The sequence below is a fragment of the Streptomyces sp. NPDC048612 genome, from assembly GCF_043199295.1.
Lineage (GTDB): Bacteria > Actinomycetota > Actinomycetes > Streptomycetales > Streptomycetaceae > Streptomyces.
On sequence record NZ_JBICVV010000009.1, the window covers coordinates 205,273 to 226,727 of the forward strand.

General features: G+C 72.6%; 18 protein-coding genes. 8 read left to right on the forward strand and 10 right to left on the reverse strand.

Going from position 1 to position 21,455, the window contains the following annotated elements; all coding sequences use genetic code 11:
• Positions 1 to 101 precede the first annotated feature (101 nt).
• On the reverse strand, positions 102 to 2,921 hold the full coding sequence (locus ACGFN2_RS16710) for a penicillin acylase family protein (RefSeq protein WP_393360814.1): 2,820 nt from the start codon (positions 2,919 to 2,921) through the stop codon (positions 102 to 104).
• Between the two features lie 239 nt (positions 2,922 to 3,160).
• Here ACGFN2_RS16710 and ACGFN2_RS16715 point away from each other — a divergent pair, with 239 nt between their 5' ends.
• On the forward strand, positions 3,161 to 3,775 hold the full coding sequence (locus ACGFN2_RS16715) for a hypothetical protein (RefSeq protein ID WP_362608563.1): 615 nt from the start codon (positions 3,161 to 3,163) through the stop codon (positions 3,773 to 3,775).
• Between the two features lie 283 nt (positions 3,776 to 4,058).
• A complete protein-coding gene (locus tag ACGFN2_RS16720; protein ID WP_393360816.1) occupies positions 4,059 to 5,498 on the forward strand; it encodes an amidase in 1,440 nt (479 codons plus the stop codon).
• A gap of 52 nt (positions 5,499 to 5,550) precedes the next feature.
• Here the strand turns inward: ACGFN2_RS16720 and soxR are convergent, their stop codons facing one another.
• Complete coding sequence (gene soxR / locus ACGFN2_RS16725; protein WP_393360818.1) at positions 5,551 to 6,120, reverse strand: redox-sensitive transcriptional activator SoxR; 570 nt, start codon at positions 6,118 to 6,120, stop codon at positions 5,551 to 5,553.
• 128 nt (positions 6,121 to 6,248) lie between these two features.
• On the opposite strand from soxR, the gene ACGFN2_RS16730 reads away from it, so the two are divergent.
• Together ACGFN2_RS16730 and ACGFN2_RS16735 are read left to right on the forward strand one after the other, a co-directional pair.
• Positions 6,249 to 6,710: a MaoC family dehydratase gene (locus ACGFN2_RS16730; RefSeq protein ID WP_393360820.1), complete on the forward strand. Its 462-nt coding sequence runs from the start codon at positions 6,249 to 6,251 to the stop codon at positions 6,708 to 6,710.
• 63 nt (positions 6,711 to 6,773) lie between these two features.
• The gene (locus ACGFN2_RS16735; RefSeq protein WP_393360822.1) at positions 6,774 to 7,265 is read left to right on the forward strand and encodes a hypothetical protein; all 492 of its coding nucleotides are present in this window, start codon (positions 6,774 to 6,776) and stop codon (positions 7,263 to 7,265) included.
• 30 nt (positions 7,266 to 7,295) lie between these two features.
• Here ACGFN2_RS16735 and ACGFN2_RS16740 read toward each other — a convergent pair whose 3' ends face one another.
• Positions 7,296 to 7,925, reverse strand: a complete 630-nt coding sequence (locus ACGFN2_RS16740) for a TetR/AcrR family transcriptional regulator (RefSeq protein ID WP_393360824.1) — start codon at positions 7,923 to 7,925, stop codon at positions 7,296 to 7,298.
• Positions 7,926 to 8,046: 121 nt separating this feature from the next.
• Positions 8,047 to 9,198 (reverse strand): acyl-CoA dehydrogenase family protein, encoded by a 1,152-nt coding sequence (locus tag ACGFN2_RS16745; protein WP_393360826.1) that lies wholly within the window; start codon positions 9,196 to 9,198, stop codon positions 8,047 to 8,049.
• Positions 9,199 to 9,273: 75 nt separating this feature from the next.
• Between ACGFN2_RS16745 and ACGFN2_RS16750 the strand changes: the two genes are divergently transcribed.
• The gene (locus tag ACGFN2_RS16750; protein WP_362608574.1) at positions 9,274 to 9,921 is read left to right on the forward strand and encodes a TetR family transcriptional regulator; all 648 of its coding nucleotides are present in this window, start codon (positions 9,274 to 9,276) and stop codon (positions 9,919 to 9,921) included.
• A gap of 49 nt (positions 9,922 to 9,970) precedes the next feature.
• Here ACGFN2_RS16750 and ACGFN2_RS16755 read toward each other — a convergent pair whose 3' ends face one another.
• From ACGFN2_RS16755 to ACGFN2_RS16765, 3 genes are all read right to left on the reverse strand, one after another.
• Entirely contained in the window at positions 9,971 to 11,350 is a 1,380-nt protein-coding gene (locus ACGFN2_RS16755; RefSeq protein ID WP_393360828.1) for an MFS transporter, read from the reverse strand.
• Positions 11,351 to 11,594: 244 nt separating this feature from the next.
• The gene (locus ACGFN2_RS16760; protein ID WP_393360830.1) at positions 11,595 to 12,677 is read right to left on the reverse strand and encodes a Zn-dependent alcohol dehydrogenase; all 1,083 of its coding nucleotides are present in this window, start codon (positions 12,675 to 12,677) and stop codon (positions 11,595 to 11,597) included.
• Between the two features lie 88 nt (positions 12,678 to 12,765).
• Positions 12,766 to 14,163 carry an aldehyde dehydrogenase family protein gene (locus ACGFN2_RS16765; protein ID WP_393360919.1) on the reverse strand — a complete coding sequence of 466 codons (1,398 nt, stop codon included), beginning with the start codon at positions 14,161 to 14,163 and terminating at the stop codon, positions 12,766 to 12,768.
• Between the two features lie 448 nt (positions 14,164 to 14,611).
• Here ACGFN2_RS16765 and ACGFN2_RS16770 point away from each other — a divergent pair, with 448 nt between their 5' ends.
• Complete coding sequence (locus ACGFN2_RS16770) at positions 14,612 to 15,199, forward strand: hypothetical protein (RefSeq protein WP_393360832.1); 588 nt, start codon at positions 14,612 to 14,614, stop codon at positions 15,197 to 15,199.
• Between the two features lie 39 nt (positions 15,200 to 15,238).
• On the opposite strand, the gene ACGFN2_RS16775 is transcribed toward ACGFN2_RS16770, so the two are convergent.
• The 3 genes from ACGFN2_RS16775 to ACGFN2_RS16785 form a co-directional block, all read right to left on the reverse strand.
• Positions 15,239 to 16,576: an MFS transporter gene (locus tag ACGFN2_RS16775; protein ID WP_393360834.1), complete on the reverse strand. Its 1,338-nt coding sequence runs from the start codon at positions 16,574 to 16,576 to the stop codon at positions 15,239 to 15,241.
• Positions 16,577 to 18,028, reverse strand: coding sequence for a CitMHS family transporter (locus ACGFN2_RS16780; RefSeq protein WP_393360836.1), 1,452 nt, complete (start codon positions 18,026 to 18,028; stop codon positions 16,577 to 16,579).
• 193 nt (positions 18,029 to 18,221) lie between these two features.
• Positions 18,222 to 18,881: a TetR/AcrR family transcriptional regulator gene (locus tag ACGFN2_RS16785; protein ID WP_362608584.1), complete on the reverse strand. Its 660-nt coding sequence runs from the start codon at positions 18,879 to 18,881 to the stop codon at positions 18,222 to 18,224.
• 196 nt (positions 18,882 to 19,077) lie between these two features.
• Between ACGFN2_RS16785 and hmgA the strand changes: the two genes are divergently transcribed.
• Both hmgA and ACGFN2_RS16795 read left to right on the forward strand, forming a co-directional pair.
• Positions 19,078 to 20,436, forward strand: a complete 1,359-nt coding sequence (gene hmgA, locus ACGFN2_RS16790) for a homogentisate 1,2-dioxygenase (protein WP_362608586.1) — start codon at positions 19,078 to 19,080, stop codon at positions 20,434 to 20,436.
• 16 nt (positions 20,437 to 20,452) lie between these two features.
• A complete protein-coding gene (locus ACGFN2_RS16795; protein ID WP_393360839.1) occupies positions 20,453 to 21,199 on the forward strand; it encodes a GntR family transcriptional regulator in 747 nt (248 codons plus the stop codon).
• The last annotated feature ends 256 nt before the right edge of the window (positions 21,200 to 21,455 follow it).

The following is a 21,455-nucleotide window of genomic DNA, read 5'->3' on the forward strand; positions in this document are numbered from 1 at the left end:
TCGGGCTTCCCGGTACGGGAGTTGGGGGGCGGGGCACCGGGAAGGCGCGCGAAGGCCCCGGGGCGGGTGCCCCGGGGCCTTCGCCGTGTGCCGCGCCGCGCCTACCGGTGGGCCGGGAACTCCACGACCTGCTGGTAGGTCGGCCGGTTCTGCCAGCTGATGGTGGCGTGGGTCAGACCGCCCACCGTGCGGTGGATGATCGCGTCCGCGCACCACTGGTCGCCGGCCTTGCAGCTGTCGTCGCCGGGGTAGACCTGCTCGGCGGTCTTCCCGCTCGCCTGCTGGAGGGTGGTGAGCAGGGTGTCGCGGCAGGCGGACAGGTCACCGTCACCGCAGAACGTCCGGCCGAGCGGCCCGGCCACCTTGTCGCCGAGCACCGTGCGCAGGTCCTTGTCCGCGTAGCTCCACCAGCCGTACTGGAACGCCGACCCGGCGTGCGACCCGGTCGGGCCGTGGCCCGCCGACGGCGATTCGTCGATGCCCAGGTTGGCGCGCAGCGCGTCGTAGAGGTCGCCGCCGAGCCCCGGCTTGAAGACGGCCTCCGTCATCAGCGGCCACCAGGCGTCCATGAGGCGCACCGCGTCGGGGTGGGTGTAGGTGTGGGAGCCCGCGGCGGTCTCCCGGCGCTGGGCGCCGTCCTTGCGCCAGGCCTCCAGCTGCTGCACTGCGGTCTTCAGCTTCGGGTCGGTGACCGGCTTGCTGTTGACCACCCGCAGGAGTTCGGGCAGCACGTCCTCACCGCGCAGATCGGTGACGGCGGCCTCGGACATCGCGCGGGTGAGCGACGCCCGGGTCACTCCGCCGTCCTTGGTCAGCGCGCGCACCCGGTCGTCCAGCAGATTGCCGCGGTGCACCGAGCCGTTGCCGTAGCCCGCCGAGTCGTAGTCCTTGGCCTGCTTGTTGTTCCAGGAGATGTAGTAGTCCTGGTTGACGGACTGGGGGTGCTGGGCGGGCGGGGTGTACTCGGTGGAGTTGGACTCCGGGTCGTAGCCCTTCCACTCGTAGGCGTCGTCCGCCTTGATGGGCAAGGACGGGTCGACGTCGGGGTTGCGGACCGGGTTGAGGCCGCTGTTGTAGTACGCGACGTCGCGGGAGTCGGCGTAGAACCAGTTGAAGGCGTAGCCGATGTGCTCGGCGGCCTTCTGGAACGACGTGGCGTCCCGCACGTAGGACGGGTCGTTGAACATCTGGAAGCCGATGATCGAGTCGGCCTCGTGGCGGTAGGTGGAGCGCTGCGCGGTGTAGGCGACGGGCTTGCCGTCGAGGGTCGCGCGGTGGGTGACGACGCCGTACTTGGTCCGGAAGACCTGCATCCGGTAGGAACCGGCCGCCGTGGGATCGGCGATGGTGGGCTTCCAGGAGTTGGTGCGCTCCAGCTTCTCCATGGGCACACAGGCGCCGCGGTAGCGGTAGGAGGTGGAGTCCTTGGTGGGCGCGGAGCCGTCCGCGTTGCACAGCTCGGCCGCGAAGGTGTCGGTGATGTCCTGTCCGGCGGAGGTGGCGCTCCAGGAGTAGTCCTGGCCGCGGCCCAGCTGGACGTACATCCCGACGCCCGCGAAGGACGCGCCGCGGGCGCTGATGCCGGGCCCCTGGATCTCCTGGAGCATCAGCAGCTGGGGCGCGAAATAGCCGGTCTGCGGGCCGAAGACGGCGACCGGGTGGCCGCTCGCGGTGTGCTTGCCGGACACCAGCAGGGCGTTGGACATCCCGCGGTGCTGGGTGGGGTCGAAGCTGCCCTCGGGCAGCACCCCGTCCTTGAAGAGGCCCTCCAGCTTCTTGTACTTCTTCGGGGCCTTGACCGGGTCCCGGGGCGGCGTCCCGCTCTTGACGGTGGCCGCGCCGGTGCGGTCGAAGACGAGCGGTTCGGGGGTGACCGACCCGCGGTCCGGCAGCGCCGTGCCCTTGGCCTTGTCCGGCTTCACCGCGTACGGGAAGCTGCTGCCGTCGTGCAGGGTCTTGGCGGCCTCGGGGTCGTTGCGCTCCCGGAAAGACTCCCAGACCTCGGTGCCCTTCTCGACGCCGTACTTCTGCTGGGCGGAGAGCAGCGCCAGGGCGGACGGGACCTCGCCGCCGCCGCCGTTGCCGAAGAGCCCGCCGACGACGGAGGCGAGCGCTATCAGGTCGGTGAGCTTGAACGGCTTGATCTCACCGGCGTTGGTGATCGCGTCGACGTGGCCGGTGAGCACGTACTCACCGGGGAAGTAGCGGCCGTTCTTGGACTGTTCGCGGTAGGCGTTGATGCCGTCGACGTAGGCCTGGGCGTCCTGCATGGCCAGTTTTCCGCGCTCGCCGTTGGAGTCCCTGATGCGGTCGACCTGGGCCTGGAGGTCGTCCTCGGTGTACGGCGCCTGCGGCCAGAACTGCTGCTCCAGGCCCTGGTTGGCGAGCGCGCCGCCGGCGAAGGAGGTCAGTTCACCGCGGCCGATGTGGCGGAAGAGGTCCATCAGCCAGAGCCGGTCCTGGCCCGCGGCGTAACCGGCGCCGTATTCGGTGCCATAGCGGGTAGTCCCCTTGATATGCGGGACGCCGGTCTTCTTGTCGCGGGTGATGGTCACGTCGTTGCGGGGGGTGCTGACCTTGCCCACCTGGTCCGCGGGAACCCCGAAGGAGGCATCGTTGAAGAAGGAGCCGAGGGTGTCGTCGGTGAGCGACTGATAGCCGCTCGCCAGGGCGCCGTAGGGGGCGAGCTGGTCGGTGGAGTGCTCGGGGTGGGTGCCGAACAGCTTATTGCCGAGGATCTCCACCAGGGTGGCGTTGCCGGTGGCACCGGGCGGCAGGATGTCGCCGCACTGCCCCTGGCAGTAGTCGTCGGCGTCGCGCGGCGCGGCGGCCACGGTGGGGGGCGGTGCCAAGAGCGTGGCACCCAAGGCGAACAGGGCTGCCGCGGCGGCGGTCCTGAGCCTTCCGGTACGTCGTCGCATTCCAGCTCCTCGATGGGGGTCCCCTTGAGGGAGGGCGGGCGGGACGTTACCGGCGGTTATCCCCGGCCGGAAGATGAACAACAGTCAACTTTTCTTCTTCCGCGCGAAGTTCGGCCCGGCGGCCCGGTGACACCTTGGAACATCGCCAACCAATCCGTACGAAAGTTCGATGGATCCAGACGGGGGTCGGCTGCGTCCCATCCCCGTCCAGTCGGGTCCTCCCCACGGAGGTGGGATGAATGGCCGGTTTCAGAGCCCTCGCAGAACAGGTCCGCAATCCACGACTCGTCGCCACCCAGCGACGCACCGCCCTGCGCAAGTGCCTTGAACGCTTCGCCCCTTACGGGCACCGGGCGACCTGGCACCATCTGTGCACCCGGGCCGGTATCGCGACCCAGGACCGCGATCCCGATCCGGCGCGGCTGGTGGCCGCGCTCACCGAGCTGGAAGAGGCCCGTGCCCTCTGGCTCGCGTACGAGGCGGAGTTCGCCGCCCGGCGCCGCCGGGAGAAACACGACGGCATCCGGCAGCCCGGCGCCCTCGACGAATGGCACCGCCGGACCTGGGGCGGCTGCGACATCGTGCCGTGCGAGTCACCGCAGCGGCACCCCGCGGCCCGGCTCGCGGTGGTGCTGCACCGCATGATCGCCGCGATGGAGGCGGGACGGCCGCGCCGTGACTGCCCCGTGTGCGGCGGCACCGGCTTCGCCTGGCTCCCCGGGTCCACCGACTCCCCCTCGACCGGCCCGGCCTGCCTCCGCTGCGGCGTCCTGGCCCCGGCCTCCGTCCTGACCCCGGACACCCTGACCGCCGCCGGCCGCCTGCACACCGCCGACGCCTTCGCGGCCGCCTGACCCCGCACCGTCCGGGCGCCGCGGGACACGGCGGCGCCCGGCCCGGGACGCGGTCGCGGGCGGGGCCGGTGGTGCGCACGCGCCGCGCCCCGCCTCCCGCCGTCCCCGGAGGGGCAGATGTCCCTTTCCGCTGCCTCCACGGCCTTTACGAACCGCCCCGCCACCTGAAACAACTGTCCAGCGGGCCGACCCGCCGCACCGGTGTCCCGTCCGGTGCACGGCGGCCCTTCCGCCCGTGTGGCACCAGGGCCGTACGGGCGCCCGTAGGAGAGGGTGGACGTCCATGGCCGAACTGCACGATCTGACCGCGCGCGAACAGGCTCAGGGAATCCGGTCCGGGGAGCTCTCCCCCGTGGAACTCACCGAGCACTATCTCGCGCGGATCGAGCGGCTCGACGACACACTCGGCGCCTTCCTCACCCGCACCCCCGACATCGCCCGCAAACAGGCCTCGGACGCGGAGAGCGAGGCCGCCGCGGCCCGCCGCGAGGGCCGTGAACTCCCGCCGCTGCACGGCGTTCCGGTGCCGGTGAAGGATCTCAACCAGGTCGCCGGAGTGCGCTGCACGATGGGCTCCCGGGCCCTGGCCGCGCATGTGCCGACCGTCGACGACCATCTGGTCGGCAAGCTGCGCGAGGGCGGCACGATCCTGCTCGGCAAGACCAACACCCCGGAGTTCGGGCTGCCCTGCTACACGGAGAACGGTCTGGCGCCGCCCGCCCGTACCCCGTGGGACCTGACGCGCTCGGCGGGCGGGTCCAGTGGCGGGGCCGCAGCGGCCGTGGCCGGCGGTCTGGCGCCCGTCGCACACGCCAGCGACGGCGGCGGCTCGATCCGGATACCGGCCTCGGTCTGCGGGCTCTTCGGCATCAAGCCCAGCCGCGGCCGGATCAGCGGCGGCCCGCTGCTGCACGACATCTCGGGCCTGGCCACCTCGGGCCCGCTGGCCCGTACGGTCGCCGACGCGGCCACCCTGCTGGACGTCCTGGCCGGGCCGATGCCCGGCGACCCGTTCACCGCGCCGGCGCTGCCGCCCGGCGAGACCTTCGCCGGACACGCCCTGCGCGAGCCGGGGCGGCTGCGGATCGCCTGCCTCACCGAGGCGCCCGTCCCCGGCATCGAGGTCCACGCCGACTGCCGCACGGCCACCACCGACACCGCCGCCCTGCTGAGCGGACTCGGCCACGAGGTCGAGGAGTTGTCGCTGCCCGCCGACGACGGCATCCTGCTCGCCTTCACCCGCGTCTGGTCGGTGCTGGCCGCCAGCCGCCCCGTGCCGCCGGAGGGCGAGGAGCTGCTGATGCCGCTCACCCGCTATCTGCGCGACCGCGGCGCCGAGGTCTCCGGTACGGACTTCGCCCGCTCGATGTACGCGTTCCGGATGCTCTCCCAGTCGCTGGCCGACGGGCTGATGCCGCCGGGCGGCTACGACGTGATCCTCTCGCCGACCCTGGCCGCGCCGCCCGCCGAGGTCGGCGCGCTGCGCGATGACGCCGACCCCCAGGCCGAGTTCGCCGCCCTGGGCGCGTTCACGCCGTTCACCGCGCTCTACAACGCCACCGGCCAGCCCGCGGTGAACGTCCCGGTGCAGTGGAACGCCGCGGGCCTGCCGATCGGGGTGATGCTGGCCGGCCGCTACGGCGACGAGGCCACCCTGATCGCACTGTCGGCGCAGCTGGAGCAGGCCCGCCCGTGGGCGGGGCGCACCCCGTCCGTGTGGTGACGGACACCTGAGTGCGCGCGCCCGTCCCGGCCCGGGGCGGGCGCGTCCGCGCTCAGCGCCCGTCCGTGCGGCGCCCCGGCCCGTCCGGCTCCTCGTCCGCCTCCGGGCCGCCGGGCCGCTGCCCGCCACCGGCGCGCCGCTGCGCCCCCTGCGGGTCCTTGACGCCCCGGTCGACCCGCAGCCGCCGTGCGCCGGGCCCCTGCTCTCCGAGGTTGTCGTACGGATTGGACAGCGCGCACTTCTCCAGCGAGAGACAGCCGCAGCCGATGCAGTCGGTCAGCCGGTCGCGCAGCTCCACGAGTTGGCTGATCCGCTCGTCCAGCTCGGAGCGCCACACCTCGGAGAGCCTGGCCCAGTCGGTGCGGGTGGGGGTGCGCTCGTCGGGCAGCTCCGCCAGCGCGTCACGGATCACTGCGAGCGGGATGCCGACCCGCTGCGCCGCGCGTACGAACGCGACCCGGCGCAGTGCGTCACGGCTGTAACGCCGCTGGTTGCCCGCCGTCCGGGTGCTGCTGATCAGCCCCTTGGACTCGTAGAAGTGCAGCGCGGACACCGCGGCGCCACTCCGCGCGGAGAGCTGGCCGACGGAGAGCTCATGAACCTTGTGGGGAAGCTGGGGCACGGGGCAACCCTAGAGCCTGTCCGGCCATTGACAGCGGGTGCTCGCACTCCGCATTCTGAGCAAGCGCTTAGTAAGCGTCGGCCCGGTGTGCGCCGGCGGCGGACAGATCCCGAGGAGGCAGACAAGAGATGGCGGAGCCCCGAGTGTTTGGATCGCTCGACGAACTGCGGGCCGCGGTCGGTGAGGAGCTGGGCACCAGCGACTGGCTGGAGGTCGACCAGAAGCGGATCGACCTGTTCGCGGAGGCCACCGGCGACCACCAGTGGATTCATGTGGACCAGGAGAAGGCCGCGGCCGGCCCCTTCGGCACCACCATCGCGCACGGCTATCTGACGCTGTCGCTGCTGCCCGCCCTCGTCCCGCAGCTGATGCGGGTCGACAACGTGAAGATGGGCATCAACTACGGCACCAACAAGGTGCGCTTCCCCGCCACCGTGCCGGTCGGCTCCCGCCTGCGGGCCACGGCCAGGATCGCGGAGGTGACCGAGGTGTCCGGCGGCGTCCAGCTCGCCACGGTCGTCACGATCGAACGCGAGGGCGGCGACAAGCCGGTCTGCGTCGCGGAGACGGTCAGCCGCTTCTATCTGTAGCGGGCGGGCCGGGCCGGGACGCGGGGCGGCGAGCAGAGCCGGCGACCGTCATAGAGTGCTCGGATGAGCAGTGCGATAACGCGTAAGGCGGGCAACAAGCAGCAGAAGAAGCCGAGGCCGGCACGGGGTTGGCGGGTCACCGGGGTGTTGCTCGGTCTCGCGGTCACCCTTGCCGGCGCCTCAGCTGTCATCGTCACCGGCATCCACGGCGTCCAGGCCACCGGCCTGGTGGGCACCCGCGGCGTCTTCACGGTCGACTACTGCACCGACACCACCCCCAACGGGAAGAACTCCCACTACGAGTGCGGTGGCGATTTCACCCCTCGCGGCGGAGACGCCGACGACGGGTGGCACGGAACGCTCGAGAACGCGGAGGACTACCGGGCCGGCGAGAAGCTCGACGTGGCCGAGTCCTGGATCGGCAGCGAGCGGCACTTCCGGGAGACCGGCGTCGGGGCGACCCTGGGGTCCTTGTGGCTCTTCTGCATCGGACTGGCGCTCCTGGCGGCCGGTGTCGCCACCACCCGCAAATGGGCAAGGCGCCCCAAGAAGTGAAGTAGGGCCGGGCCGCCTGCGGGCGGCGTGCTAGGCGGCCGGCGCACCCACCATGCGCAGGACGAGGTCGGCGTAGAGGGTGCCGACCTCGTCGGGGGTGCGGGGGCCGTCCGAGGTGAACCAGCGGGCGACGTCCACGCACAGCGACAGCACGGCGAGGGTGGTGCCCGGCACGTCGTCGGCCCGGAACTCCCCGCTGTCCGCGCCGTCCTGGATGATCTGCCGCAGCAACCGGTCGGTCCGGCGGCGCAGTCCGGCGATCTCGCTGTAGTGCTCGGGGCTCAGCGCCTGGAGTTCGTACTGGATGACCCGGGCGGTGGTGTGGTGCTCCGCGTGCCAGCGGGCGAAGGTGCGGACGGCGTCACGGAGCCGGTCGGCGGCGCTGCCGTCGGCCTCCGCCGCGGCGCCCATGATGCGCAGCGCCTTCTCGTGGCCGATGCCGCTGATGCGGTAGAGCAGCTCTTCCTTGGTCTTGTAGTGGATGTAGAGGGCGGCCGGGCTCATACCGGCGCGGCCGGCGATGTCACGGGTGGTGGTGGCGTGGTAGCCGCGTTCGGCGAAGGCCTCGACAGCGGCGCTCACCAGCCGCCGGGCGGCATCCGGGGTCACCCCGGCCCACTCCTCGTTCTCCTCTTTGGCCCGCTCCGCCGCCGCACCCATCGCGCACCCCGTTCCTCGACCCGCCAGGGACCCTCCTCTGACGGATCGAACACCATATCGCGCCGCTGAGCAAGCGCTTAGGCCCGTCGGGGTGCGGACGTCGGCCCCGTGGACGTGCGGGTCAGAAGGCTGAGACCCCCGTCAGCGCCCGCCCGATGACCAGTTTCTGTATCTGGCTGGTGCCCTCGTACAGGGTCATCACCCGGGCGTCCCGCAGCAGCTTGCCGACCGGGTACTCGTCGATGTAGCCGTAGCCGCCGAACACCTGGAGGGCGTTGTTGGCGGCGCGCACCGCGGCCTCGGAGGCGAAGAGCTTGGCCTTCGACGCCGCGGTGGCGAACGGCTCGCCGCGGTCGATCAGATCGGCGACCCGCCAGGTCAGCAGCCGGGCGGCGTCCACGTCCACGGCGATGTCGCTGATCAGCTCCTGCACCAGCTGGTGCCGGGCGAGGGGCTTGCCGAACTGCTCGCGCTCGCCCGCGTACCCGAGCGCGGCGTCCAGGGCTGCCTGGGCGATGCCGACACAGCCCGCCGCGACCGACATCCGCCCCTTGGCCAGCGCGGACATCGCGACGGAGAACCCCTTGCCCTCGGGGCCCAGCATCGCGGAGGCCGGGACCCGCACCCCGTCCAGCACCAGCTCCGCGGTGGCCTGGCCGCGCAGCCCCAGCTTCCCGTGGATCTCCCGCCGCTCCAGTCCGGGACTGCCGGCCGGGACGAGGAAGGCGCTGATGCCCTGGTGGCCGGGGGCGCCGCCGGTGCGGGCGAAGAGCAGCACCACATCGGCCCAGGTCCCGTTGGTGATGAACATCTTGGTGCCGTCGATGACGTAATCGTCCCCGTCACGGACCGCGCGGGTGGCGAGCTGCGCCGCGTCCGACCCGGTCCCCGGCTCCGTCAGGCCGAAGCAGCCGACCGCGTCACCGGAGGTCAGCCGCGGCAGCCACGCCCGCTTCTGCTCCTCGTCGCCCCAGGCGGCGACGGTCTTGGCCACCAGCCCCAGGGAGACCGAGACGATGCCGCGCACCGAGGAGTCCGCGCGGCCCAGTTCCTCGGTGACCAGGACGTAGGAGAGGTGGTCGCCGCCCGAACCGCCGTACTCCTCGGGGACGGTGAGGCCGAGGAAGCCGAGGCCGCCGAGCTTCTTGACGATGCCGCGGTCGACCTGTTCCGCGCGGTCCCAGGCGGTGGCGTACGGGGTGATCTCGCGGTCGGTGAAGTCCCTGGCGAGCTGCCGCACCGCGGTCTGCTCCGCGCTGAGCTCCAGATCCATCTCGGGCCCCTCGTGAACGGGAAACAGTTAATTAGCACTGCTAGTTTTTGCTGGGAAGCCTCTACTATGTGCGTCATGGCCCGACCCCGCAAGCCCCTTCTGAGCCGCGAGCGCATCGTCTCCACGGCGCTGGCGCTCATCGACTCCGAGGGACTGCCGGCGCTCTCCACCCGGCGCCTGGCGGCGGAGCTGGGGGTGAGCGGGCCGTCCCTCTACAACCACTTCACGACCAAGGACGAGATCCTCGACGCGGTGGCCGACACGGTCATCGCCCAGGTCGATGTGTCGGCGTTCGCGACGGGCGCCGGCTGGCGCGCCGGGCTGCTGGACTGGGCCCGCTCCTACCGCGCGGCGCTCGCCGCCCATCCGCAGGTCGTGCCGTTCCTCGCCCAGGGCCCCGGCCGACGGCCGGCCGGCCTGAAGATGGCCGACGCGGCGTTCGGCGGGATGGTCGAGGCGGGCTGGCCCCCCGCGCAGGCCACCCGGGTCTGTGCCATGGTCCGCTACTTCGTGGCCGGTTCCGCGCTGGGCTCGTTCGCCCGCGGTTTCGTCGACGACCCGAGCGCCTACGACCCGGCCGACTACCCCCACCTCGGCCAGGCCCATCTGCTGGCGGAGCACCAACGCCAGGTGGACGAGGGCGCGTTCGAGACGGGCCTCCAGGCGCTGGTCGACGGACTGGCGCTCCAGCACCCGGACCTCGTGCCGCGGGAGGACGGCTGACGGCGGGGCGGCCGGGGCCATGGCGAGCCGCCGAAGGCACGCCGACCGCTCACCCCTCGGCGGCCGCCCCCTCCGCCCCGCCCCCGCCGCCCGGTGTGCGGGCCGCCGTGGCGCGGCGGCTCAACAGCCGGATGGACACCAGGGCGAGGACGGCCAGCGCCATGAGGTAGCCGGCCACCGCCATCGAGGAGCCGCTCGCCTCCAGGAGCAGCACCATCACGAAGGGCGCGAGCCCGCCGCCCAGGATCGCGCTGATCTGGTAGCCGAGCGAGGCGCCCGTGTAGCGCATCTCGGCGGTGAACAGTTCGGCGAACAGCGCGGCCTGCGGGCCGTACATGATGCTCAGGAAGCAGCTGCCGACGAAGGTGCCGACGCCCAGCCACACCAGCGACGCGGTGTCGATGAGCAGGAACATCGGCATCATCCAGAGCAGCAGCCCGACGGCGCCCGCGGCATAGACCCGCAGCCGCCCGATCCGGTCGGAGAGGGCCGCGGCGGCCGGGATCAGGGCGAGCTGGGTGAGGCTGACCAGCAGCGAGACGGCCAGTACGGACGTGCGCGGCATCTCCAGCTCGCGGGTGGCGTAGTCCAGGACGCCGGTGATGAGGATGTAGAAGGTGGCAGTGGTGACCGCGAACGAGCCGCCGGCCAGCAGGACCGTGCCGAGGTGGTGCCGCAGGATCTCGCGCAGCGGTGAACGGCGCGCCGCTGCGGCCCGTTCGGTGGCCGCCAGCTTCTCCTCCGCGGCCCGGAACGCGGGGGTCTCCTCGACCCGGGTGTGGATGTAGCGGGCGAGGACGAGCACCAGCACACCGACGAGGAACGGCAGCCGCCAGCCCCAGGTGCCGAACGACCGCTCGCTGGTCGCCGCACCGGCCAGCAGGAAGACGGAGTTGGCGGTCACCACCCCGAGGGGGACGCCGAGTTGCACCAGCGAGCCGTAGAGCCCGCGCCTGCCCTCGGGGGCGTACTCGGTGGCCATCAACATCGCGCCGCCCCACTGGGCGCCGACCGCGAGGCCCTGGAGCAGCCGCAGCAGGACCAGCAGGACCGGCGCGGCCAGCCCGATGGTGTCGTAGCCCGGAAGCAGGCCGATGGCGGTGGTGGCCAGCCCCATGACGGTCAGCGCGAGCACCAGCATGGGCTTGCGGCCGCGCCGGTCCCCCAGCTGACCGGCGAGCACCCCGCCGACCGGACGGGCCAGAAACCCCACCGCGAAGGTCGCGAAGGAGGCGAGCACCCCGGCCGCCGGATTCCCCGAGGGGAAGAAGGCGGGACCGAGGACGAGCGCGGCGGCGATGCCGAAGACGAAGTAGTCGTACCACTCGACGGCGGAGGCGAGCGCCGCCGCGGTGGCGACCCTGCGGCGGCTGCGGGCGGAGGGCTGGTTGCCGGTGTTGCCGTGCGGTGCGGAGGGGGCCGTGTCCATGCGTGCACACTCCGAGGGGTGCGGGAAGGGCGGGGGGCGGCACCGTGTTGCCGGGCGACCGTACCGACCGGCCGGTACGCCGTCAACGGACCACGCAGCACGAGATCCGGGCACCGCCTGAATGCGGGGCGGGGCCCCGCCCGGAGAGACCGTTTCCCTTTGGCGGCCGCCCGTTGCACAGCGGTGGAGGCGCACCCGCTGCTCCACACCGCACGCCCGACGCGCGGCCTGCCCCGGGCACCCCCTAGAACACCACCAGCGCGCGCCCGCCCTTCCCCGCCATCATCGTGTCGAAGGCGGCCGGGATGTCGTCGAGGGTGATGCGGTCGGTGACCAGGGTGGAGAGGTCGAGGGCGCCGGAGCGGATGTGGGTGGCGATGAGCGGGAGGTCGCGGGCGGGGTCGGAGTTGCCGTAGACGCAGCCGGAGAGGGTGCGGCCGAAGTAGAAGAGCTCCAGGGCGGAGAAGGACACCTGCTGGTCCTGGCCGCCGATGCCGACGACCGTGGTGCGGCCGCCGCGGCGGGTCGCCGACCAGGCCGTACGGATGGTGTCGGCGCGGCCCACGCACTCCACGGCGACATCGGCGCCCAGGCCGCCGGTGAGCTTGCGGACGCGCTTGGCGGTGTCCTCGCCCGCCACCACGAACTCGGTGGCCCCGGCAGAGCGGGCCAGCTCCTCCTTCTCCGGCGAGACGTCCACGGCCACGATCGGACCGGCGCCCGCGATCCGTGCCGCCTGGAGCGTGGCCAGACCGACCCCGCCCACACCGAAGACCGCCACCGACTCCCCCGCACGCACCCGCGCGCTGTGGTGCACGGCGCCCCAGCCGGTGAGCACCGCGCAGCCGAGCAGTGCGGCATCGGTGAGCGGCACCCCGTCCGGCAGCGGCAGCGCGGCCCGTGCGGAGACCACGGTCTCCTCGGCGAACACGGCGGTGCCCAGGCCGGGGTAGAGCTCGGTGGCGTCGTCGGCGCGCCTGGCGTACGGGGCGTTCGCGGCGAGACCGGAGTGGGCGCACAGCCAGGGCTCGGCCAGTCCGCAGAAGTGGCAGTCGCCGCAGGACGGCGCCCAGTTGAGGACGACCTGGTCGCCGGGGGCCACCGTGGTCACGCCGGGGCCGACCGCGGTGACGGTGCCCGCGCCCTCGTGCCCGAGGACGGCCGGGGCGGGCTGGCGCAGGGTGCCGTTGGACAGCGAGAGGTCGGAGTGGCAGACGCCGGCCGCGGCGAGCCGGATACGGACCTGGCCGGGGCCGGGCTCGGGCAGCTCGATCTCGGTGATCTGCAGGGGAGCGTTGACGGCGGGCAGTACGGCGGCGCGGACCACAGGGTCTCCTCGGAGCGCGGGACGGCGGGCGGGAAGGGGGGCGGACGAGCGGCGGGGGACGGTGATGGTCCCCCGCCGCCCGGCCGGGTCAGAACTGGAGCGACTTGGTCTGGAGGTACTCGGTCAGGCCGTGCGGGCCCAGCTCCCGGCCGACGCCGGACTGCTTGTAACCGCCGAACGGGGCGAGGGGGTTGAAGCGGCCGCCGTTGATGTCGACCTGTCCGGTGTGCAGACGGCGGGCGAAGGCGACGGCCTCGGCGTCGTCGGCCGCCCAGACCGCGCCCGCCAGGCCGTAGACGGTGTCGTTGGCGATCCGGGCGGCGTCGTCCTCGTCCGTGTAGCTCAGGATCGACAGGACCGGGCCGAAGATCTCCTCCTGGGCGATGGTCATCTCGGGGGTGACGTCAGCGAAGACGGTCGGGGCGACGTAGTAGCCGGCGGCGGGGACGGGCGCCTCCGGGCCGCCCGCCACGATCCGTGCCCCCTCGGCGACGCCCCGCTCGATGTAGCCGCGCACCCGGTCCCGCTGGGCGGCGTTGACCAGCGGGCCGATCCGCTCGCCGGGGACGTACTTCGCGGCGGCCGCGGCGGCCAGCTCCACCGCCTGCGCGTACCGGTCCCGGTGGACCAGCATCCGGGTCCAGGCGCTGCACGTCTGGCCGGAGTTGGCCATGACGTTGGCGACGCCGACCGCGACCGCCTTCGGCAGGTCGGCGCCGGGCAGGATCACATTGGCGGACTTGCCGCCCAGCTCCAGCGCCACCGGCTTGACTGCGGCGCCCGCGAGCGCCCCGATCCGCTTGCCGACGGCGGTCGAGCCGGTGAAGGAGACCAGGTCGACCCCGTCGTGCTCGGCGAGCGCCTGCCCGGCGACCGAGCCGAGGCCGGTCACGAGGTTGAAGACGCCGGCGGGTATCCCGGCCGCGTCCACGCACTCCGCGAACAGCTGGGCGACCAGCGGGGTGTCCTCGGCGGGCTTGAGCACCACCGTGCAGCCGGCCGCGAGCGCCGGGGCGACCTTGGCGACGATCTGGTGGAGCGGGTAGTTCCACGGCGTGATCGCGCCGACCACGCCGACCGGTTCGTGCAGCACGGTGGAGTTGCCGAGGGTCTCCTCGAAGGCGTGCGTACGGGCGAGTTCGGCGTACGAGCCGCAGACCGCGACCGGGATGCCGGCGTGCACCGCCGTGCTGAAGGCGAGCGGCGACCCGAGTTCGGCGGTGACGGTCGCGGCCACCTCCTCGGCGCGGGCGGCGAGTTGGTCGCGCAGCGCGGCCAGCCGGTCCGCCCGCTCCCCGGGCGCCGTGGCGGCCCAGCCCGGCAGCGCGGCGCGGGCGGCCCGCACGGCGGCGTCCACGTCCTGCGCGGAGCCGGCCGGGACGGTGGCGATCACCTGCCCGTCGGCCGGGTCGACGACCTCGATCGTCCCGCTGCCCTCGGCGGGCCGCCAGCTTCCGTCGATGTACATCGCGTCGTGCTGCTTCACGTCGTGGTCCTCCCGTGCCGGCCGGATGGTCATCGCGCCCTAAACTAGCGCCGGTAGTTTTGTTCGCGCCAGGGAGCCCGCCACACCCCTGGCGCGGCGGTCACCACGAGCGGCGGACCGTCCCGGCCGCGCCCTCACCGCGTGACTCACGGGCCGGGAGCGCGACACCGCCGCACGTACCGTGGTGCACGGTACGGCAGCGGCGGCTCTCATCGTGACGCCCAGGGGCCCGGCATCAGCTGCTCCGGGCAGGCCCCCGCCCTCCCTCTCGGGCCGTTACGGACAGCTCCGCCGGACGTCCGTGACCGCGCCCCCGCAGCGGCCGACCGCTATGGCGCATTCGCGCCAGATGTGTCCGGCGGCCCCCCTTCCTGCGGAACTTCGACGGCGAGCGGGCGGACGTCATGAGCCAATGGGCCATCGGCAAACCCACACCCCTGAGGTTCCTATGCGTCTGCGCCCACCGCACCACTTCGTCCCGCTCGGCGCCGCCACGGCGTTACTCCTGTCCGGACTCCTGTCCGGCTGTGCCGATTCGGCGCAGCCGGAGACCGCGGACCGGCGCTCGGCGAAACCGTCGAAGACCCCCGAGGAGCGGAAGACCCCGGCACCGGGCAGCGGCAGGCCATGGGAGCCCGACGACGCCATGCAACGCGCGGAGCGGGCGCTGGACGCCTACGAGGAGGACGGCAGCGCGGCGAAACTCTCCGACTCCGGGTCCGCGCACCTTGCCGACGGAGTGCACAGGACCTTCCAGGCACCCGGGAAGCGGTGGTACCGCCTCGACCTCACCTGCGACACGAGCGGCGAGCGGGAACTCACCCTCACGCTGACCCGCGGCAGCGCGGAGCAGGCCTACGGCATCGGCTGCGGTGACCCCGAGGCCGATCAGTTCACCATCCCCCCGGGCGCCCCGTTCACGGTCCGCGTCGACGGGGTGCGGACCGGCAGCGGCCTGGTGCTGTGGCGGCTGAACACCGTCGCCCGGGACGACGTGGACGGCTGTGACGACGACATCGAGGGCTGCGACGGCTGAACGGCGCACGTGCCGTACCCGGGGCCCCTTCCGTTCTGCTCACGGCCCCTCGGAGCGGACCTGCGTTCCCGTGGAGCGGGCCTGCGGACCACCGGCGCCCTTGCCCGCCCGTTCCGGTCCGGCCTCCTCCCCGGCCGCCGGCGGAGGCCCCCCGCCCGCGCCGGACGTGCCTTGGCCGCCCGGCTCCCGGCCCGTACGGGCGGCCAGTCCGGCGGAGGCCAGGAGCAGCGCGCCGAGGAGGACGAAGGGGGCGGCGGTGCCCGCGACCCCGGCGAGGAGTCCGGCGCCGGCCGGGGCGGCGACCTGGCCGAGGCGGTTGCCGGTGAGGCGGAGGGCCAGCGCCGTACTGCGCGCCCGCTCGGGGGCGGCCTGCACGACCGTCGTCATCGACAGCGGCTGGCCCACGCCGAGACAGAAGCCGAGGGCGAGCAGCATCACGGCCAGCGCCCACACCGGTACCGGCAGCACCAGACCGCCGCACAGCACACCGGCCAGCGCACAGCTGACCACCATCAGCGCGGTGCGCCCCAGCCACCGGATCATCGGCGTCATCACCAGCCGGCAGGCGATGGTGGCCGCGGCCCGCAGGCTGAGCAGCAGGCCGACGGTGGTAGGGGCGATGGCGCGGTCCTCGCCGATGACGGGGAGGTAGGCGGTGAGGATGTCGGTGGCCGAGAGCACGGCCAGGCTCATGAAGATGCCGGCCGGTACGCCCCGGGTCCGCAGGATGCCGCGGACCGGGACCGGGGGGCCGGCCGCCGTGGCCGGGGTGCCGGACGGGGCGGTGCGGGCGCGCTGTTCGAGGCGCCAGAGGGAGACGTAGGAGACGGCGGCGACGGCGCCGGAGACCAGCAGGGCGGTGGCGCTCGTCGGGGCCATCCGGCCGTCGTGCTCGGAGATGACGAGCCCGGCGGCGGCCGGGCCGATCAGCTGGCCGAGGGAGGCGCCGATGGTGAAGTGGCCGAAGTTGCGGTCGCGGTCCTCGGGGGCGCTGCGGCGGGCGACGATCGACTGGGCGCCGATGACGAAGCACAGGTGCCCCAGGCCCATCACCCCGCTCCAGGCGGCCATCGCGGGCAGCGATCCGGCCAGTCCGCTGAGCGCGCAGCCGCCGCTGATCAGCGCCACCCCGGCCACCAGCAGCGGGGCGCAGCGGCCGTGGTCGGTGCGGCGGCCGAGCGGCACGGCGACGAGCAGCGGCAGCAGGGCGTAGACGGCGGTGATGACGCCGACGGCCCGTTCGTCGGCGCCCAGCGCGAGGGCCCGGTAGGAGACGGCCGGCCTGGCCATGCTCACCGCTCCCTGTGCGAAGGAGAAGGTGACGACCAGGCGCAGCAGCCAACTCCTGCCGGGCCCTTCGGGGCGGGTGGCGGTCATCTAGATGATGCCGAAGAGCAGTCCCGCGCAGAGGACCACCAGGGAGGTCAGGGCGGCCCACTTGACGGTGAACTTGGTGTGGTCGCCGAACTCGACCTTGGCCATGCCCACGAGGACGTAGACGGCGGGGACCAGCGGGCTGGACATGTGCAGGGCCTGGCCGACGAGGGAGGCGCGGGCGATCTCGATGGGCGCGACACCGTGGGCGGCGCCGGCCTCGGCGAGGATCGGCACGATGCCGAAGTAGAAGCCGTCGTTGGACATGAAGTAGGTCAGCGGGATGCTGAGGACGCCGGTGACGATGCCCATGTGCGGGCCGAGCGCGTCGGGGACGCCGCTGACCAGCCAGCGGGCCATGTGCTCGACCATGCCGGTGCCGGTGAGCACACCGGTGAAGACGGCGGCGGCGAAGACCATGCCGGAGACGTTGAGCACGTTCTCGGCGTGCGCGGCGACCCGGGCCTGCTGGTCCTTCATGTGCGGGAAGTTGACGGTGAGCGCGAGGGCGGCGCCGAGCAGGAAGAGCACCGGGATCGGCAGCGTCTGCAGGATCAGCAGGGTGAGCAGTGCGAGGGTGAGCGCGGCGTTGAACCAGTACAGCTTGGGCCGCAGGGTGGGGCGCCGCGGGTCCAGGACCTGCAGGCCGTCGTCCTCGTCGGCCTGCTCTCCGGAGCCGGCGGCCGGCGCGTCGTCGGCATCGGTGCCGCCGCCCGTACCGCCGGTGGCGCGCGGCGCGCCGCCCGTGCCGGTACCGCCTGCGCCCGCACCGACCAGGACCTGCTCGGTCTCCTGCTCCGGGACGGTCCCGGTCACCGGCGCGGTGTCGCCGAGGGTCAGGAGGCCGAGCCGCTTGCGCTCGCGCCGGCCGAGGACGTACGCGAGGGCGAACACCGCGACCAGGCCGACGGCCAGGGCGGGGATCATCGGGACGAAGATGTCACCGGCGTCGAGCTTGAGCGCGGTGGCGGCGCGGGCGGTCGGACCGCCCCAAGGGACCGTATTCATCACGCCGTTGGCGGTGGCGGCGACACCGGTCATCACCACGAGGCTCATCTTCAGCCGCTTGTAGAGCGGGTAGAGCGCCGAGACGGTGATCATGAAGGTGGTGGAGCCGTCGCCGTCGAGCGAGACGATCGCGGCGAGCAGTGCCGTGCCAACCACCACCCGCACCGGGTCGGCCTTGCAGAACCTCAGGATGCCGCGGACGACCGGGTCGAAGAGACCGACGTCGATCATCACCCCGAAGTAGATGATGGCGAACATCAGCATCGCGGCAGTGGGGGCCAGGTCACCGATGCCCTTGAGGACATAGTCGCCCAGGTGCGCGCCCTGTCCGACCAGGACGCAGAACAGCGCGGGGACGAGCACCAGCGCTGCCATCGGTGACATCTTCTTCATCATGATCAGCACCAGGAAGGCGGCGATCATGACGAATCCGAGGATTGTCAGCATTAGGGGTACCTCACGTTCGCCCTTGAACATCTGCCGGGGGTGGCGGTGCAGGCGACGTTAGGTCCAGCAAAGTTTTGTTAACAAGGCCTTGACGCGCGAGCAATACGAGCAAAACCCCAGGTCAATAGGGATCTCACCGGACGGGAGTGCGCACAACCGGCAGTCCGGACCGGCGCCGCCCACCCCGCGGCCCTCATCCCTCCCCGCCGTCCGCCCCGTCCAGATAGCGCGCCAGATACGCCCGCAGCAGCACCTTGGTCTCGGTGACGAGGGCCGGGTCACCGGCCGGATCGGTACGGAAGGCGAGCTGGAGCAGCGCGTCGGCCGTCTCGACGCCGACCAGGAAGGCGGTGCGCAGCCGTTCGTCGGCGGCGTCCAGCGCGAGCGGGCCGGCGAAGAGGGCCAGCAGCCGGTCGGCGACCTCGTAGTTGGCCTGCCGGGTGGCGCTCGGGCCGGGCACGGTGAACTCGACCAGGGCGAAGCCCGGCACGGTCCGCTTCATGGCGAGGTACTCGTCGACCACCACGTCCATCGCCTCGCGCCACCGGAGCGGGGTGTGCGCCGGCGCGGTGAGGCGGTCGGTGATGCGGTCCGCGTAGGCGTCGAGGTTGCGCCGGGCGAGGGCCTCGGCCATGGCGCGCTTGTTGGGGAAGAAGCGGTAGACGGAGCCGATCGGGACCCCGGCGCGGCCGGCCACGGCCCGGGTGCTCAGATCCTCGTACCCGGTCTCGTCCAGCACTTCGGCGCAGGCGTCGAGGATGCGGGCCAGCCGCTGGGCGCTGCGCCGCTGGACAGGGGCGCGGCGCAGGGCGGCGGACGGCGGACCGGGGCGGGGCGTCGGCTGCTGCTGCACCCGGCCATCCTGCCCGCCACGGGAGACGGCGGCACCTACGCGGCGCCCCGGCCGGGCCCGAGCCCGCAGCTCCTCCCCCCTCTCCACCTCACTCACGGAGGGGGACTCCATCAACAGGGCCGTGCCCCATCGTTGACGCCTCCCCACGGCAATCCTAAGGTCTTGCATAGGATTCCTTGAGCGGCGGGAGCACGCGATGACAGGCACGGGCAACGAGCAGGCGAGGAAGACGGCGGAGAGGCTGGAGTACCTCACCGGCTTCGGCAACGAGCACAGCTCGGAGGCCGTGCCCGGCGCGCTGCCGGCGGGCCGCAACTCCCCCCAGCGCGCCCCGCTCGGCCTGTACGCCGAGCAGCTCAGCGGCTCCGCGTTCACCGAACCGCGCGCCCACAACCACCGCTCCTGGCTCTACCGCATCCGCCCGTCGGCCGCGCATCCCCCGTTCGTCCGCGCCGAGCGGCACGCGGTCCGCTCCGCGCCGTTCACCGACTGCTTCCCCGACCCCAACCGGCTGCGCTGGAACCCGCTGCCCGAGCCCGCCGGCCCGGTCGACTTCCTGGACGGCCTGTGGACCCTGGGCGGCAACGGCGACGCCACCCAGCGCACCGGCATGGCCGTTCACCTCTACAGCGCCAACACCTCCATGGAACGGCGGGTGTTCGGCAACGCGGACGGCGAGCTGCTGATCGTGCCGGAACGGGGCGGGCTGCTGCTGCGCACCGAACTCGGCCTGCTGCACGCCGAACCGGGCGAGGTGGCACTGATCCCGCGTGGCGTACGCTTCCGCGTCGAGCTGCTGGACGCCGCGCCCGACGGCGGGCAGAGCCCGACCGCCCGCGGCTACGTCTGCGAGAACTACGGCCGCCCCTTCCAGCTCCCCGACCTCGGCCCGATCGGCGCCAACGGCCTGGCCAACCCCCGGGACTTCCGTGCCCCGGTCGCCGCCTACGAGGACGTCGAGGGCCCCGTAGAGGTCATCAACAAGTTCGGCGGCCACCTCTGGGCGGCCACCTACGACCACTCCCCGCTGGATGTCGTCGCCTGGCACGGCAACCACGCCCCGTACGTCTACGACCTGCACCGCTTCAACGTCATCGGCTCGATCAGCTACGACCACCCCGACCCGTCGATCTTCACCGTGCTCACCTCCCCCTCGGACACCCCTGGCCTGGCGGGCGTGGACTTCGTGGTCTTCGCACCGCGCTGGCTGGTCGGCGAGGACACCTTCCGGCCGCCCTACTTCCACCGCAATGTGATGACCGAGTACATGGGCCTGATCGAAGGGGCCTACGACGCCAAGACTGCCGGAGAAGGGGGTTTCGTCCCGGGCGGCGGCTCGCTGCACAACATGATGTCGGCGCACGGTCCCGACCGCGAGACCTTCGACCGGGCCAGCGCCGCCGAACTGCGGCCGCAGAAGATCGACGACGGTCTGGCCTTCATGTTCGAGACCCGCTGGCCGCTGACCCTCACCGAGCAGGCCCGGGACGCCGGACACCTCCAGCGCGGCTACGACGACGTATGGCAGGGTCTCCAGCGCCACTTCCGCCCGTGACACCGGGGAACACCTCGTGACCACCTTCGCTCCCGACTCGCTCGCCCTGAACCGCAAGCTGCCGCTCTGGTATCAGGTCTCGCAGTCGCTGCGCGCCTCCATACTGGGCCGCTCCCCGGAGGCGCCGCTGCGGCTGCCCACCGAGGACGCGCTCGCCGCGCACTACGGCGTGAGCGTGCTGACCATGCGCCAGGCCCTCAAGGAGCTGGAGACGGAGGGACTGATCAGCCGGCACCGGCGCCGTGGCACCTTCATCGAGCCCAGCGCCCGACGCGGGGCGCCGGTGCGGCTGCTGGGTTCCGTGGACGCGATCGTGGCCCAGCAGTCCGGGATGAGCACCGAACTGCTGGCACACGGCCCCACCCCGGTGCCGTCCGAACTGGCCGAGTTCTTCCCGGACCTGACCGAGGTGACCGGCTTCACCCGGCTGCGCAGCGACGAGGAGACCGGCGAACCGACCAACCACGCGCGCAATTACGTCCGCCCCGAGATCGCCGGGCGGATCGACCCGGCGGACCTGCTCCGCTGGCCGATGACGAAGGTGCTGCGGGACGCCGTGGGCGTCCGGATCAGCCGGATCACCGACACCGTCGAGGCGCGGCTGGCCGACCCGGACACCGCCCGGCTCCTCCAGGTCCCGCTCCTCAGCCCGATCCTCCACTACACGGGCATCACCTACGACGAGGACGGCTGCGCCGTCGATGTCGCCCGCATTCACTATCGGGGCGACCGGTTCTCCTTCACGGTGACGCTGGAGGCGTGACCTCCCACGTTTCGGCTGCGCTTTGCTTTTCGGCCCACGTTGTTGTCTTTCCCGCCGTGGGCTGCGCTTTGCTTTTGGCCCACGTTTTTGTCTTTCCCGCCGTGGTGGTTTCTCGCCGTTGCGCCTGCGGCGGGCGGGTGGGTTTTGGGTGCGGTGACGGGCCTCCGGGGCAGGGTTTCCGGACTGCTTCGCTTTACGTCCGGAAACCCTGCCCCGGAGGCCCGTCCCCTCCCGTTGGGGGGGGGTCGACAGCAGA

Bases quoted from the DNA above. Each gene is read 5' to 3' on its own strand.
- ACGFN2_RS16780 (WP_393360836.1), bottom strand. From the start codon at position 18,028: ATGCTGACAATCCTCGGATTCGTCATGATCGCCGCCTTCCTGGTGCTG.
- ACGFN2_RS16730 (WP_393360820.1), top strand. From the start codon at position 6,249: ATGGCGGAGCCCCGAGTGTTTGGATCGCTCGACGAACTGCGGGCCGCG.
- ACGFN2_RS16745 (WP_393360826.1), bottom strand. From the start codon at position 9,198: ATGGATCTGGAGCTCAGCGCGGAGCAGACCGCGGTGCGGCAGCTCGCC.
- ACGFN2_RS16710 (WP_393360814.1), bottom strand. From the start codon at position 2,921: ATGCGACGACGTACCGGAAGGCTCAGGACCGCCGCCGCGGCAGCCCTG.
- ACGFN2_RS16715 (WP_362608563.1), top strand. From the start codon at position 3,161: ATGGCCGGTTTCAGAGCCCTCGCAGAACAGGTCCGCAATCCACGACTC.
- hmgA (WP_362608586.1), top strand. From the start codon at position 19,078: ATGACAGGCACGGGCAACGAGCAGGCGAGGAAGACGGCGGAGAGGCTG.
- ACGFN2_RS16750 (WP_362608574.1), top strand. From the start codon at position 9,274: ATGGCCCGACCCCGCAAGCCCCTTCTGAGCCGCGAGCGCATCGTCTCC.
- ACGFN2_RS16755 (WP_393360828.1), bottom strand. From the start codon at position 11,350: ATGGACACGGCCCCCTCCGCACCGCACGGCAACACCGGCAACCAGCCC.
- ACGFN2_RS16775 (WP_393360834.1), bottom strand. From the start codon at position 16,576: ATGACCGCCACCCGCCCCGAAGGGCCCGGCAGGAGTTGGCTGCTGCGC.
- ACGFN2_RS16740 (WP_393360824.1), bottom strand. From the start codon at position 7,925: ATGGGTGCGGCGGCGGAGCGGGCCAAAGAGGAGAACGAGGAGTGGGCC.
- ACGFN2_RS16720 (WP_393360816.1), top strand. From the start codon at position 4,059: ATGGCCGAACTGCACGATCTGACCGCGCGCGAACAGGCTCAGGGAATC.
- ACGFN2_RS16735 (WP_393360822.1), top strand. From the start codon at position 6,774: ATGAGCAGTGCGATAACGCGTAAGGCGGGCAACAAGCAGCAGAAGAAG.
- ACGFN2_RS16770 (WP_393360832.1), top strand. From the start codon at position 14,612: ATGCGTCTGCGCCCACCGCACCACTTCGTCCCGCTCGGCGCCGCCACG.